Raw genomic sequence first — 12,851 nt, forward strand, 5'->3', positions numbered from 1 at the left:
GGCGTCGACTCCGGACGGCGGCCCGGGCGGCGACTCCGGACGGCGGTCCCGGCCGTCGACTTCGGACGGCGGTCCCGGGGGATCAGATCTCCCCGTCGTCCCGCACCCGCGCCGCCCGTGCCGACAGGTCCTCCTCCGCGCGCCGGAGCAGACCGTCGCCGAAGGTGATCCGGGTCGCGCCCAGACGGCCGAGTTCCGCGAAGGACGGGCCGCCGGGGCGGGCCAGGGCGTTGAGGGGCAGGTCGCCGAGGGCGGCCCGGAGCGCCGGGAGGTCGGCCGCCGGGGCCAGGATCGGATAGACGCAGTCCGCGCCCGCCGCCGCGTAGCGCAGGGCGCGGTCGATCGCGCCCTCCAGCGGCTCGGGCGCCCGGCGGACGTAGGCGTCGACGCGGGCGTTGAGGAAGAGGCCCGGCCCCGCCTCCCGTACCGCCGCGAGCCAGTCGGCGTGCGCCCCGGGGTCCCGGAGGGAACCGTCGGGCCCGGTGTCCTCCAGGTTCATCCCGATGGCGCCCGACTCCCGTACCCGCTCGACGAGTTCGGCGGGGGAGAGCCCGTAACCGCCTTCCAGATCGGCCGTGACGGGCACGGAGACCGCGCGGACGATCCGGGCCACGGCCGCGAACATCTCCGCCGCCGGGGTCCGCCCGTCCTCGTACCCGAGGGCCGAGGCGATCCCGGCGCTGGGCGTGGCGAGCGTCGGGAACCCGGCGGTCTCGAAGGCGCGGGCGCTGACCGCGTCCCAGGGGCCCGGCACCACCAGCGGCCCGGCGGCGGCCCGGTCCCGGTGGAGGGCCCGCAGGTTCCCCTCGTCCGGGGCGCCGGTCACGCCGAGCGCGGCACGTAGTGGCCGGGCACCAGCCGGGTGGTGACGGCGATCCGGTTCCAGGCGTTGATGACGACGATCGCGCCGATGACACGGGCGAGTCCGGTCTCGTCGAAGTGGGCGGCGGCGCGGGCGTAGACGTCGTCGGGGACGGGCCCGTCGGGCAGGGTGGTGACGGCCTCGGTGAGTTCGAGGGCGGCCAGCTCCCGCTCGGTGTAGAAGTGCCGGGACTCCTCCAGGGCGGAGAGCTGCACGATCCGCTGGACGGTCTCGCCGTCGGCGAGGGCGTCCTTGGTGTGCATGTCGATGCAGAAGGCGCAGTGGTTGATCTGCGAGGCGCGGATCTTGATCAGGTGGTACAGCGTCGGGTCGATGTCCTTCGACGCGGCCCCCTCCAGGCGGAGCATGGCACGGTAGAACTCGGGGACGCGCTCGGCGAAGGGCAGCCGGGGAGCGTGCTCGTGGGCGTACTCGGCCTTCCCGGGCGTGGGGGTACCGGCGGTCTCGGTGGTGTCCGTGTGCGAGGTCATGCCTTCACGGTACGGGCCGGGTGGCGCAGGAGTATGGTCCATTTCCATGGCGAACGAGTGGGCCACTTTCGGGGCCGACCTCCATCTGGAGCTACGCGGCCCACGGCTGCGCGCCGGTCTCGTGGACGCCCTGCGGGAGGCCGTCCGGAGCGGGCGCCTGACGGCGGGGACGCGGCTGCCGTCGTCCCGGTCGCTCGCCGCCGATCTGGGGATCGCCCGCAACACGGTGGCCGACGCGTACGCGGAACTCGTCGCCGAGGGCTGGCTGACGGCCCGCCAGGGCTCGGGCACCCGGGTCGCGAGCCGCGCGGAACCCCGCCGCGCGGAGCCCGGACGTACGGCTCCCGGACGTACGGCTTCCGGGAGGGCGGCTTCCGCACGTATGGCTGGTGGACGTCCGGCGGGCGGACGTACGGCGGTCGGAGGCGGGGCGGGCGGAGGTCCGGGAGAGGCCCGGCCGGAAGTCGGAGGCGGGGCGCTCGGAGGCGGAGCGGTCGGAGGCCGGGCGGGCGGAGGTCCGGGGGCGGCCCCGCCCCGCCCAGGCTCCCGTCTCGCCCCGCGCCCGGCCCCGGCGCGGGGGGCCGCCGCCCGTCCCGCCCCGCCGGTCGCGCCCCGGACGCCGGCCCCCTCGTACGACCTGCGGGCGGGGACGCCGGACCTCGCGTCCTTCCCGCGCGCCGAGTGGCTGAAGGCGTACCGGCGGGCCCTCACGGACGCCCCGAACGAGGCCTTCGGGTACGGCGACCCGCGCGGCCGGGCCGAACTCCGCACGGTCCTCGCCGAGTACCTGGCCCGCGCCCGGGGCGTGTACGCCCGGCCCGAACGGATCGTGGTCTGCGCGGGGTTCGTGCACGGGCTGGCGCTGCTGGGGCAGGTGCTGCGGCGCCGGGGCGTACGGGACGTGGCGGTCGAGTCGTACGGCCTCGGGCTCCACGCCGGACTGCTCACCGGCGCGGGCCTGGGGACGCCGGTCCTGCCGTTCGACGAGCGCGGCACCCGGGTCGAGGAACTGGCGGACGGGAAGGCGGGGACGGTCGGGGCGGTGCTCATGACGGCGGCCCACCAGTTCCCGCTGGGCGGCGCGCTGCCACCGGACCGGCGCACGGCGCTGGTCGACTGGGCGCGGTCCTCGGGCGGTCTCGTCCTGGAGGACGACTACGACGGGGAGTTCCGGTACGACCGGCAGCAGGTGGGGGCGCTCCAGGGCCTGGACCCCGAGCGGGTCGTCTATCTCGGCACCGCGAGCAAGTCGCTGGCGCCGGGACTGAGGCTGGCGTGGATGGTGCTGCCGGAGGGCCTGGTGGGCGAGGTGACGGCGGCGAAGGGGACGGACGGGGGCAGCGCCCCGGAGCAGCTCGCCCTGGCCGAGTTCATCCGCTCCGGGGCGTACGACCGGCACGTCCGCAGGACGCGGCTGAACTACCGGCGGCGCCGCGACCGGCTGGTGGCGGCGGTGGCCGCGCACTCGCCGGAGACCCGGGTCAGCGGGATCGCGGCCGGTCTCCACGCGGTCCTGGCCCTCCCGCAGGGCACCGAACAGACGACCCTGCGGGCCGCCGCCTGGCACGGTCTGGCGGTCCAGGGCGTGGGCCAGTTCCGCCGCCCCACGGTCCCCCCGACCCTGGACGGCCTGGTCGTCGGCTACGCGACCTCACCGGACAGCGCGTGGCAGGGCGCGCTTGATGCCCTGATGAGGGTGCTGCCCTGACGGCCCCCACCAGGGGCGGGCCCCGCACCGCCTGCCGCCCTTCCCCGGGCACGGGCCCGGGGGCGACGGTCGCGATCTCGCCCGGGCACCCTGGGAGGGCCACGCCGGGACCGTGTGGTGGGGGCGGGAGATCAGGTGGCGTCCGCATACGGCGGGGCCGCGAGGGTGCCGCCGCGCCGCACCGCCGGGGGCGGAGGGGCCCGGACGTCCTCGGCGTGCGCGGTGCTGAGCCAGACACTCAGGACGTAGGTGCAGTCCTGGTCCGCGAACTCCGCGCGGAACGGCTGACGGGCCCGCAGAGTCTCGCGGGCGTGTCCCTCCGCGTCATTACTGCCGGACCAACTCCGTAATTCTTCGGCGCAGTTGGGGCCGGGTGAAGCCATGCGGTACGTGCGAGGCGGAAGCCACTTCACCCGCGCGGGGTCGGGATCGAGCCGGTCCGCGAGCCGCAGGGCCTCGCCCCGGAGCCAGCGCAGCACGAGCTTGGGGGAGATCGTCTCGAACCGCCCGAGGCTGTACGTCGTGGGCAGCCAGGTCCCGGCGACGGGCCCCACCGCGTACACCTCGGCGACGTAGGCGGGCTGTACCACCGCCGACGTGCCCGTCACGGCTTCCCCGCCGCTCGGCGGGTGGGGTCGAGTAAGGGCGCTGTCACGCCCGCTCCATCGGAACGGGCGTGATGAGCGTGCGGATGTCCGTCCACTCGGCGTTGTCCGGCTCGCGGAGAGACTGACGGGACGCGGGCCACTCGGCGCCCCCGCCGGGCGGGCGAAGTATGAACAGTCCGTGGTCGGTCCGGACGATCTCGCCGTACCGGACCCTGCCGTTACTGGTGTCCACCGCGTACCCATGGCGAACTGGCGTCCATCCGGTGCCGGTCATCCCTCACCGTCCCTCACGTCGTCGTGACAAGACGATTGTCGTCGGGCCGCCACAGCTTGATTAGGGGCATCCTCAGGGGCAAGTCGCTTTCGGAGACGCGTTGTCCACGGAGCGGGGGCAAAGGTAGGGGCAAGATGAAGGCATGAGTGTCGGGGCCTTGATCGCAGACCTACGTAGGGCCCGAGGATGGTCGCAAGGGCGCCTCGCGGGGGAGATCAACGCGGCGTTCCGAACGAACATCGATCGGGAGTACATCAGCCGGTGGGAGCGTTCCAAGGTGGAACCGGGCAGGTTCTACCTCCGCTGCCTGTCCGCCGTCCTGGACGTCCCCTTAGCTGTCCTTGAGAGCGAAATGAAACGTCGTACGTTCCTGTCTGACGTCGCCGCGACCGCGATAGCCCCGGTCGTGGCATCGGATCTCCTGGCCGCGGGCTTCGGCGCACGGCTTCGCGGCGGTCCCACGGTCGAAGACTGGGAAGGCAAGCTGGAGGTCTACGGCACGGAGTACATGAGTCTCGGCGCGGCGGACATCCAACGCCGCATCTCGGGTGAACTGGTGGTGATCCAGCAGCAGCCCGAAGGGCCGCGGCTCTGGTCGGTGAGTGCCCGACTCATGACCCTCTACGCGAAGACCTTCCCCGGGGCCGACGGCGAACGCGCGGTCAACTGGTACCGGTTGGCGGCCGAAGCAGCCGACCGTTCCGGCGACGATCAGACGCGCGTATGGGTGAGGGGGCGTGCGGCCATCGCCCTCGGGTACGAGGGCGCGGCGCTCGGGGTCGCCGATCTTCTGGCGGACCAGGCGATGGCGATCAGTGACGAACCGTCGCTCGGGCTCTTGAACGCGATGATGGGGAAGGCACATGCCGCAGCCATCCGGGGGGATCATCAGACTGCCCGAGACCTGTTGCAGCAGGGACGACGCGTGTTCGACGCGGTACGGCCGTACCCGCAGATCTCCGACTACGCGGTGCCGTGGTGGCGAATGAACGTGTTCATCTCCTTGCTCGCCGCTCGTCTCGGAGACGAGGCGACGGCCGTCAGAGCGCAGGATGAGGCTCGCCGGGAACTCCCCGCGACAGCACCCCGGTTCGCGACACACCTCGACATGCATCATGGGCTGATGCTTGCCCGATCCGGGGACAAGGCGGGAGGGACCGGACACGCCCGCTCGGCACTGGGAGCCCTTCCGTCCGAAAAGCACTCGCTCACGCTGCGGATGCTGATGTCCGAGATCGAGTCGGCATGACAGGCGGGGCCCGGCCCCGCGCCCGAGTCGGGTAGCGGGGCGAGGTCGTTCCGTGCGATTGACCGGCGGGGGCGCCGCCCGGGGCCCTCGGACGCCGCCCCGGAGGCATCTACGCTGTGGCCTCGCGAGGGACGAGGAGGGGGCGCGGTGCTGGGACTGCTCGGTTTCTACGACGAGTTGGACAGCCTGGAGGGGCAGCCGAACGGGTCGATACACGACGCCGTCCGGCCCGTGGGGGAGCCCGACGAGGTGGACCTGGTGGCCTATCTGGACGCCGGGCACGATCTGATGGACGTCCTGGAGACCGCGAGGGACGTCCTTACCGGCAGGGCCCACCGGCACTCCGTGGGGTGCTCCTCCCTCATGACCGACGGCGCGTGGCTGTGGCGCCAGGACTTCCCCCACTACCTGGAGACGTACCACGTCCCGCTGCCCGAGGAGTTCCTCGAACGCGTCCGACGCCTGGACTACCGGATGCCCACCGTCCTCGCCGCGCGGTTCGCGCCGCACTACGACGAGACCATGCCCCTGGTCGGATGGCCCTCGGCCGTTCCGTGGCGATCGACCGAGACCCTGCTCATACCGGAAGCGCGAGAGGTGGTCAGCAAGGCCCGGTTCGACGCGGCGGTCCCGACCGGTCGCGGGGACCGGCCGCAGGGCAGCTGGGACCGTCCGCGCAAGCGCCGCAAGGATTGAGCGTCAGGTGCGCTGCCGGTCGGCCGGGACCAGATCGCGGGTGGCTTCCCATACGCGCTGCCCCTCGCGGACGGCGACGACCCCGCCCCGCAGGGGGATGCCGAGCGCCAACGCCTTCTCGATGTCGGTGCGGGTCCTCCTGCGGGAGCCCCGGAGCCGTGTCACCCGATCGTGCTCCCCGGGGTCGTCCGAGGGGTACGACGGGGCGGGCTCGACCCCGCAGTCCCGGAACGTGGTCCACGGTTCCTCACGGATGTGGGGCATGTTCGAGACTCCCTCGGGGAAGTCGGCTTCCCCGCCGGACCCTTCATGCGCCGAATCACGCGGTGAGGAACAGGGCGCTGCGGGTCCCTGCGTCAGAACGGCGGGTCCTCGCTGTATCCACCTGTCCAGTCGCCTTCCCGGGAGGCGTGTTCGGCCCTCAGGCGGGCATGACGTTCGCGGGCCGCGACGTCGGCTGCGTTCTCCAGGGCGCTGGTGTCGTGGCCCCATGCCGTCAGCGCCTCCAAGACGCGGTCTCGGTTGTGGCGATCAGTGCTGGTGGCCAGCAGACGGCGGGCGTGATCGATCAGCTCGCCCCGACGCTCGGTGAGAAGGGGGTGCTCCGCGAGGGGGATGGCGGCGACGAGAGCCGCGTCACGTGTGTCCGCGCTCTCGTGGCGGAGGAGGGGGTGGACAGCGGAGAAGACCGTCGGTCGCAGGTCCCGGAACGCGCGCATCTCCACGTACTCGTGGAGGAAACGCTCGCCGCGATGGCGCTCGCCGATGGCAACGCACTCGTCGTCCGCGTCGTAGGCGGTGTCCCCGAGCCAGTCCAGCAGTCTCACGAGGGTCGGGCGGCGCGACGGCACGGCAGTGCCGAGGCCGAAGTCACCTGCTGTGATGTCGGGTTGGTCGAGGATGGCCGCGACGTAGAGGGCTACGGGCACGGTGGCCTCGTAGACGGTGTTCTGGTGGGTCACTTCTCCGAGCGCCTTGTCTGCGGCGTCCGCCCTGACGGCCGGGTCGGGATCGAGGAGACCCACCAATGCCGCCGGCAGGGACTCGCCCGTCCCGCGCGCGGTGGCGAGGGATGCCCAGTCCGTACCGTCCAGGATCTGTCGATGACGAGGGAGCCCGTCGAGGTCAGGCTCTCCCGTCTGCCTGCGGTTCTTGGTCACGGGCGGAGGCTATAGCGCCTCCTCTCTGGGCTGGCATGTGCATGGTGTCAGGTGCGGCGACCGAGGTGCCGCACACAAGCTACGAACCAAAGGCCCGGCCCCGCGCCCGAGTCGGGTAGTGGGGCGAGGTCGTTCCATGCCCTTGAGCCCCGGTGGCGGCGTCGGTCGGGTGTCGGTGTCGCGTACCCGTGGCGAACCCAGCGTGGTGGGGCGGGCTCACGGCAGGGTGCGGGTGAGCCAGGCCACCTCGCCGTTCTCCTCCATGGACAGGCGGTCCCGTTCGAAGCCGAGCTTCTCCAGGACGCGCAGCGAGGGCGTGTTCCATGTGCCGACGGTCGACCAGAGCCGCTTCCGTCCGGTCGCGGCGGCGGCGTCGAGCACCGCCGAGGCGGCCTCGGTGGCGTAGCCGTTCCCGTGTACGCGTTGAAACAGCTCGTACGCGATCTCGGGCTCGTCCAGGGTGGCGCGGCCGATGATCAGCCCGCAGTAGCCGATGAAGTCGCCTTCGGCGCGGCGCTGGACGGGCAGCAGGGCGATCCCCGTGGTCGCCGTCGTGCCCAGCAGTTCCGCGATGGACGTCCGGATGCGCTCGACCTCAGGGGTCCCCTTGCCGCGTTCGGCGAGCAGGGCGCAGAACTCCTCCGCGTCCGATACGGCCCACGGCCGCAGCGTCAGCCGTTCGGTCTCCAGATGGAACGGCATCGTCCCGTAAGCGGTCATGCCCTCACTCTGCCCCACCGGTCTTCACCGGTCCTCACCGGCCACAGCGGGAGCATTCGGCGGGGACTGCCTTCGTCATGCCCGGCTTCGTCCAGGGGGACGGGGCTCCGGCGCCCGTTCCGTGCGGACGATCGACGAGTTCGACCCCGGTTGCCTGGCGTCGTCCGGGACCGCCGTGTGATCGTGGGGGCGAGTGCCAGGTATGCCGGAGGAGGGTGAGCGAGTGCGTTTGCGCGATGTCGGGTCCGGCGACGTCGAAGCCTATGTCCGGATGCGGTGCGACCCGGCCATGATGGCTGACCTCGGCGGCCCGCTCCCTCCCGAAGGGATGGCGGCGAAGGTCGAGCGCGATGTCCTGAACGCGGCAGCGGGCACCCAGTGGATCAAGATGATCATTCCCGACGAGACCGAACCGGCGGTCGTGGCGGGAACCGTGACCCTGTGGTCCCACGACGCCGACGGCCGGCGGATGACCGAGATCGGCTGGATGGTGCTGCCGGAGTTCCAGGGGCGCGGTCTCGGCAAGCTGGCCGTCCGCGCGTTGCTCGAACTGGCCCGCGCGGAAGACCGATGGGGAGTCGTGCACGCGTTCCCGGCGGTGGCGAACGCTCCGTCGAACGGCATATGCCGGTCCCTCGGCTTCAGCCACCGAGGCGAGGAAGACGTGACCTTCGCCGACCGGGTCCTGCGGACCAACCACTGGGCCATCGATCCCCGCACCGATCTGAAGTGAGGCCGCGGCACGCCATGACCGTGAGGCCGGGGCATCTCATGACCGTGCGGTAGGGAGACATTTCGGGTGGCGACCCGGCCGCGTGTCCATGAGGACGGTCAGCGAGTGCTGTCCCCGCCTGTGGACCGCTCCTGGCCGAGGGGCGGGCAGTGGTCGGACGGACGCGCTCGCGGAGGGGCGGGAGTTTCCGCGCGTCCGGACATCCGGCGTCCGGCCATGGGTAGTTCTCGCGGTACGGACGCCGTACGGACGCGGCGCGGTCAGCCCACGAGCAACCCGCCGAGGTGCGGAGGCAGATCACCGGAGCGCGGCGCGTCACGTGCGGCCGGAGCCTCCGCCTCGCTCCCCCTCCGGGGCCTCCGCCCCGCCCCCCTCCGGGGCCGGTTCCGGCGCCTCGCCGAACCGGGCCAGCGTCAGGGAGCCCGCGAGGGCCACCGCGAAGCCGAGGAGCGCCGCCCAGGTCCAGCCGTCGCGGGTGCGGTCGCCGAGCCAGGCCACGCCGACGAGCGCGGGCCCGATCGTCTCGCCGATGACCATGCCCGCCGTGGCCGTCGTCACCGCGCCGCGCTGGAGCGCCGAGGTCAGCAGCACGAACGCGGAACCGCCGCCGAGCAGCAGCGCGTACAGGGCGGGGTCGGTCGGGTCGGGGCCGTCGATCAGCCGGACCGCTACCTCCACCACCCCGAAGCCGACGCCCGCTCCCAGACCGAGGACCAGGGCCCGGGGCCGCTGCGGCAGCCGCCCGCCCGCCGCGCCGACCAGCAGCACCCCGAAGGCCGTCGCCAGGAGTCCCCAGCCCAGCGCGTCCGGACCGGCCCGGTGCCCCTCCGGGCCCGAGGCCAGGGCGAGGAGCGCGAGGCCCGCGCAGACCACGGCCACCGCCGTCCACTCCACCCGGCTCAGCCGCACCCGCAGCACCCGGGAGGAGAGGACCGCCGTGACCGCCAGGCTCGCCGCGAGCGCCGCCCCGACCACGTAGATGGGGAGCGTCCGCAGCGCCACGATCTGGAGGACGAAACCCAGTCCGTCCAGGCCGAGCCCGGCGAGGTACCGCCACTGCCGCACCGCCCGCCACAGCAGGGCGACGTCCACCCCGCTCCCGGTTCCCGGCGGTGCGGCGCGGGCCGCCACCGCCTGGAGGACCGAGGCCGCGCCGAAGCAGACGGACGAGGCGAGCGCGCAGATCATCCCGAGGAGCACGGAACGACTCTAAGGGCTGCCCCGTGATCCCCGGCGGGCGTACGGCGTCGGTGACGGGACCTTGGCATCCCGGCGGGTGTACGGCGTCGGTGACGGGCTCTCGCCATTCCTGGCGGGTGTACGTCGTCGGTGACGGGTCCTCGCCATTCCTGGCGGGTGTACGACGTCGGCGATGGGTCCTCGCCACTCCCGGCGTGTGTACGGCGTCGGCGACGGACCCTCGCCATCCCCGGCGGGCGTACGGCACCAGTGACCGGCCCTCGCCGCGTCGGCGGAGGGGCGTCCCGGTGCGGCCCACTGCCGGGACGCCCCTCCGCCTCGCCGCGCACCGCGTCCGCCGCCACCGCACCGCACCGCCTCCGCCACCGCACCGCCTCCGCCGCCGCGCCGATCCGCCGGGCATCACGGGACGGCCCTTGGGCGACGCGGCCGGAAAGCACCGGCCTACACTGTGCGGTCGCGGCAGGCGCGGGCGCGGCGGACGCGGAACCGCGCGGTCGCGGCAGGCGTGGACGCGACGGGCGGCCCGCTCGGTGCGACAGGCGCGACCGGGGGGCCGTGCGCGTGAAGGGGAGGCGTTCGGACATGCGGAGGCTGAGGTCGAGCACCGTGGTGCTCGGCGGGATGGGCGTGCTCGCGTTGACGATCACCGCCTGCGGTTCGGAACCGGACAAGCGGTGCGTGGACCCGCTGTCCCGGGAGGAACTGCCGCGCTACGAGTGCGAGAGCGGCGGCGGCAGCGACGACGACAACGGCTCCACCTCCCGGGGCTCGTACTACTACGGCGGCTCCGTCCGCGACAGCCGGGTGAGCGGCGGCAGCTTCGACCGGACCGCCGTGGACACCGGCGGCTTCGGCTGCTCCGGTTCCAGCGGCGGCTGAGGGGACCCGGCCCGTGGAACGGCACACCATCGAACCCCGCCCCGACTGGCAGCGGATCGTGGAGGAGCAGGGTCTCGTCTATCCGCTGACCCGCCATCCGGACGGTTCGCTCCGCCCGTACTGGGACGAGAGCGCCTACTACTCCTTCACCCTGTCCGAGGTCGAGGCGCTGGAGGAGGTCGTCGAGGAACTGCACGAGATGTGTCTGACGGCCGCCGCCCACATCGTCGAGCGGAACCGTTTCGCCGATCTGGGGATGACCGACCCCCGGCTGATCTCCCTGGTCGCCGAGTCCTGGCGGCGACGGGACGAACTCCCCACCCTCTACGGCCGGTTCGACCTCCGTTACGACGGCTCCGGCCCGGCGAAGATGCTGGAGTACAACGCCGACACCCCGACCTCCCTGGTGGAGGCCGCGAGCCCGCAGTGGTTCTGGATGGAGGAACGGTTCCCCGACGCCGACCAGTGGAACTCCCTCCACGAGCGGCTCGTCGACGCCTGGAAGCGTCAGGCGTCCCTGCTGCCGCCGGGACCGGTCCACTTCGCGCACTCGGACGGCGACGAACTGGGCGAGGACCTGATGACGGTCGCCTATCTGCGCGAGACCGCCCAGCAGGCCGGACTCGCCACCGAGGCGCTCTCCGTGGAGCGCATCGGCTGGGACCGGCTCTCCCGCCGGTTCGTGGACGACCGGCTCCGCTTCATCCGCAGCTGCTTCAAGCTCTACCCGTGGGAGTGGCTGACCACCGACCGCTTCGGCGGGCACGTCCTGGACACCCTCGACAACGGCGGCGGCACCGGCACCACCTGCTGGATCGAGCCCGCCTGGAAGATGCTGCTCTCCAACAAGGCGCTCCTGGCGATCCTGTGGGAGCTGTACCCGGGCCACCCCAACCTGCTCCCCGCCCATCTCGACGGCCCGCGCGACCTCGCGCGGACCACCGGCTGGGCCGCGAAACCGCTGCTCGGCCGCGAGGGCGCGGGCGTCACCCTGCACGAGGCCGGTACGGAGCCCTTCGTACGGCACGGGGAACCCTGCTGCTACCAGGGGCTGGCCCCGCTGCCCGACTTCGACGGCAACCGGGTGGTGCTCGGCGCGTGGATCGTCGGCGACGAGGCGGCGGGGCTCGGGATACGGGAGTCGGCGGGCCCCGTCACCGACGAGTACGCCCGCTTCGTCCCGCACGTGATCCTGTAGCGGCCCCCGACCGCGCGCCCGGGGGCCGTATGGTCGCCCGTCGCCCGTCGCCCCGGGGACGCCGTACGAGGGACGCCGTACGGGGGACGCCGTACGGCCCGGCCCGCCGCTCCGGGTGCCACTCGCTCCGGGCCGCCGCCCGCCCCGCCCCCGCTACTCCGGGACGTACTCGCGCAGCGGCGCGGGCCTCAGGCCCGCCGCCTCGGCCGCGGCCAGGGCGCGCCGCAGGTCCTGCTCCAGGGTCTCGTTGAAGTGCAGCAGGATGATGTCGCCCGCCTTCAGGGTGGGCGTGGGCGGGGTCCACTGGCCCCAGGTCGTGAGGTCGTACGTCCAGGTCACCAGTGCCTTCGCCCCGCAGGCGCGGGCGGCGGTCCGGGTGGTCGCGTCGTACACCCCGTACGGCGGGCGCACCAGCCGGGGCCCGTCGCCGAACTGGGCGAGGTGCTGGTCGCGCGCCCCGCAGAACTCCGCCTTCTGCCCGGCGGCGTCCAGCGTCGTCAGGTCCGGGTGGCTGACCGTGTGGTTCTCGACCCGGGAGGGCCCGTGGTTGAGCAGGGTGTGGAAGTAGCCGGAGTCGTACGAGTAGGCCCCGGGCAGCAGGAACAGCGAGGCGGGCACCCGGCGGTCGAGCAGCAGCTTCGCCGCGGCGGGGTCGTGGAACCAGCCGTCGTCGATGGTGATGAAGACGACCGGGTCGGTGGTGTCGACGTGCGACACCACCGGGACGGGCGCGGGCCAGGCCGCCGGAGCGGCGTGCACGGGTCCCGCGACCGCGCCGACGAGCGCGAGCGGGACGAGGGCGGCGAGCGCGGCACGCACGGCGTGACGCAGACGGAGTCTCGGCATGGCCGCATCATTGGCCTAGACCAACTGTCGTGTCAATGGCCCGAGTTGGCCAGAAAGTCACGCCGTGCGCCACGCCCCGCGCCGGTGGCCCGGCCCCGGCCCCCGGCCGTACGCCGAACCCTCCGTCCCGGTCGGCCGTACGGTCCGCTCCCCCCTCCGTACGACCCCGCCGACGCCCCGCCCCGGCCTCCGGGCCGGGCACGCCCCGCCCACCAGGCACGCCC

15 protein-coding genes are annotated in these 12,851 nt (G+C 73.3%); 6 read left to right on the forward strand and 9 right to left on the reverse strand.

Features of this window, described 5'->3' with window-relative positions:
- Window positions 1-82: 82 nt before the first annotated feature.
- Both ACFXGN_RS20960 and ACFXGN_RS20965 read right to left on the reverse strand, forming a co-directional pair.
- Window positions 83-826, reverse strand: a complete 744-nt coding sequence (locus ACFXGN_RS20960) for an isocitrate lyase/phosphoenolpyruvate mutase family protein (RefSeq protein WP_384861196.1) — start codon at window positions 824-826, stop codon at window positions 83-85.
- A complete protein-coding gene (locus ACFXGN_RS20965) occupies window positions 823-1,353 on the reverse strand; it encodes a carboxymuconolactone decarboxylase family protein (protein ID WP_384861199.1) in 531 nt (176 codons plus the stop codon). Before ACFXGN_RS20965 ends, ACFXGN_RS20960 begins: the two co-directional genes overlap by 4 nt.
- A 46-nt stretch (window positions 1,354-1,399) precedes the next feature.
- Here ACFXGN_RS20965 and ACFXGN_RS20970 point away from each other — a divergent pair, with 46 nt between their 5' ends.
- Window positions 1,400-3,061, forward strand: a complete 1,662-nt coding sequence (locus ACFXGN_RS20970; protein ID WP_384861202.1) for a PLP-dependent aminotransferase family protein — start codon at window positions 1,400-1,402, stop codon at window positions 3,059-3,061.
- A gap of 131 nt (window positions 3,062-3,192) precedes the next feature.
- On the opposite strand, the gene ACFXGN_RS20975 is transcribed toward ACFXGN_RS20970, so the two are convergent.
- A complete protein-coding gene (locus ACFXGN_RS20975) occupies window positions 3,193-3,669 on the reverse strand; it encodes a hypothetical protein (RefSeq protein ID WP_384861205.1) in 477 nt (158 codons plus the stop codon).
- Window positions 3,670-3,712: 43 nt separating this feature from the next.
- Window positions 3,713-3,901, reverse strand: coding sequence for a hypothetical protein (locus ACFXGN_RS20980; protein WP_384861207.1), 189 nt, complete (start codon window positions 3,899-3,901; stop codon window positions 3,713-3,715).
- Window positions 3,902-4,085: 184 nt separating this feature from the next.
- Here ACFXGN_RS20980 and ACFXGN_RS20985 point away from each other — a divergent pair, with 184 nt between their 5' ends.
- On the forward strand, window positions 4,086-5,192 hold the full coding sequence (locus tag ACFXGN_RS20985; protein WP_384861209.1) for a helix-turn-helix domain-containing protein: 1,107 nt from the start codon (window positions 4,086-4,088) through the stop codon (window positions 5,190-5,192).
- A gap of 147 nt (window positions 5,193-5,339) precedes the next feature.
- Entirely contained in the window at window positions 5,340-5,888 is a 549-nt protein-coding gene (locus ACFXGN_RS20990; RefSeq protein WP_384861211.1) for a hypothetical protein, read from the forward strand.
- 3 nt (window positions 5,889-5,891) lie between these two features.
- On the opposite strand, the gene ACFXGN_RS20995 is transcribed toward ACFXGN_RS20990, so the two are convergent.
- The 3 genes from ACFXGN_RS20995 to ACFXGN_RS21005 form a co-directional block, all read right to left on the reverse strand.
- On the reverse strand, window positions 5,892-6,152 hold the full coding sequence (locus tag ACFXGN_RS20995; RefSeq protein ID WP_384861213.1) for a hypothetical protein: 261 nt from the start codon (window positions 6,150-6,152) through the stop codon (window positions 5,892-5,894).
- A gap of 92 nt (window positions 6,153-6,244) precedes the next feature.
- Window positions 6,245-7,048, reverse strand: a complete 804-nt coding sequence (locus ACFXGN_RS21000; RefSeq protein WP_384861215.1) for a hypothetical protein — start codon at window positions 7,046-7,048, stop codon at window positions 6,245-6,247.
- 216 nt (window positions 7,049-7,264) lie between these two features.
- Window positions 7,265-7,768, reverse strand: a complete 504-nt coding sequence (locus ACFXGN_RS21005; RefSeq protein WP_384861217.1) for a GNAT family N-acetyltransferase — start codon at window positions 7,766-7,768, stop codon at window positions 7,265-7,267.
- A gap of 223 nt (window positions 7,769-7,991) precedes the next feature.
- Here ACFXGN_RS21005 and ACFXGN_RS21010 point away from each other — a divergent pair, with 223 nt between their 5' ends.
- On the forward strand, window positions 7,992-8,501 hold the full coding sequence (locus ACFXGN_RS21010; protein ID WP_384861220.1) for a GNAT family N-acetyltransferase: 510 nt from the start codon (window positions 7,992-7,994) through the stop codon (window positions 8,499-8,501).
- Between the two features lie 315 nt (window positions 8,502-8,816).
- On the opposite strand, the gene ACFXGN_RS21015 is transcribed toward ACFXGN_RS21010, so the two are convergent.
- Complete coding sequence (locus tag ACFXGN_RS21015) at window positions 8,817-9,701, reverse strand: hypothetical protein (RefSeq protein WP_384861222.1); 885 nt, start codon at window positions 9,699-9,701, stop codon at window positions 8,817-8,819.
- A gap of 585 nt (window positions 9,702-10,286) precedes the next feature.
- On the opposite strand from ACFXGN_RS21015, the gene ACFXGN_RS21020 reads away from it, so the two are divergent.
- Window positions 10,287-10,583 (forward strand): hypothetical protein, encoded by a 297-nt coding sequence (locus ACFXGN_RS21020; protein WP_384861225.1) that lies wholly within the window; start codon window positions 10,287-10,289, stop codon window positions 10,581-10,583.
- A gap of 13 nt (window positions 10,584-10,596) precedes the next feature.
- Entirely contained in the window at window positions 10,597-11,781 is a 1,185-nt protein-coding gene (locus ACFXGN_RS21025; protein WP_384861228.1) for a glutathionylspermidine synthase family protein, read from the forward strand.
- A gap of 153 nt (window positions 11,782-11,934) precedes the next feature.
- Here the strand turns inward: ACFXGN_RS21025 and ACFXGN_RS21030 are convergent, their stop codons facing one another.
- Window positions 11,935-12,627 (reverse strand): polysaccharide deacetylase family protein, encoded by a 693-nt coding sequence (locus ACFXGN_RS21030; RefSeq protein WP_384861231.1) that lies wholly within the window; start codon window positions 12,625-12,627, stop codon window positions 11,935-11,937.
- Between the last annotated feature and the right edge of the window lie 224 nt (window positions 12,628-12,851).

It is taken from the genome of Streptomyces sp. NPDC059247 (genome assembly GCF_042754005.1).
Taxonomy (GTDB): domain Bacteria; phylum Actinomycetota; class Actinomycetes; order Streptomycetales; family Streptomycetaceae; genus Streptomyces.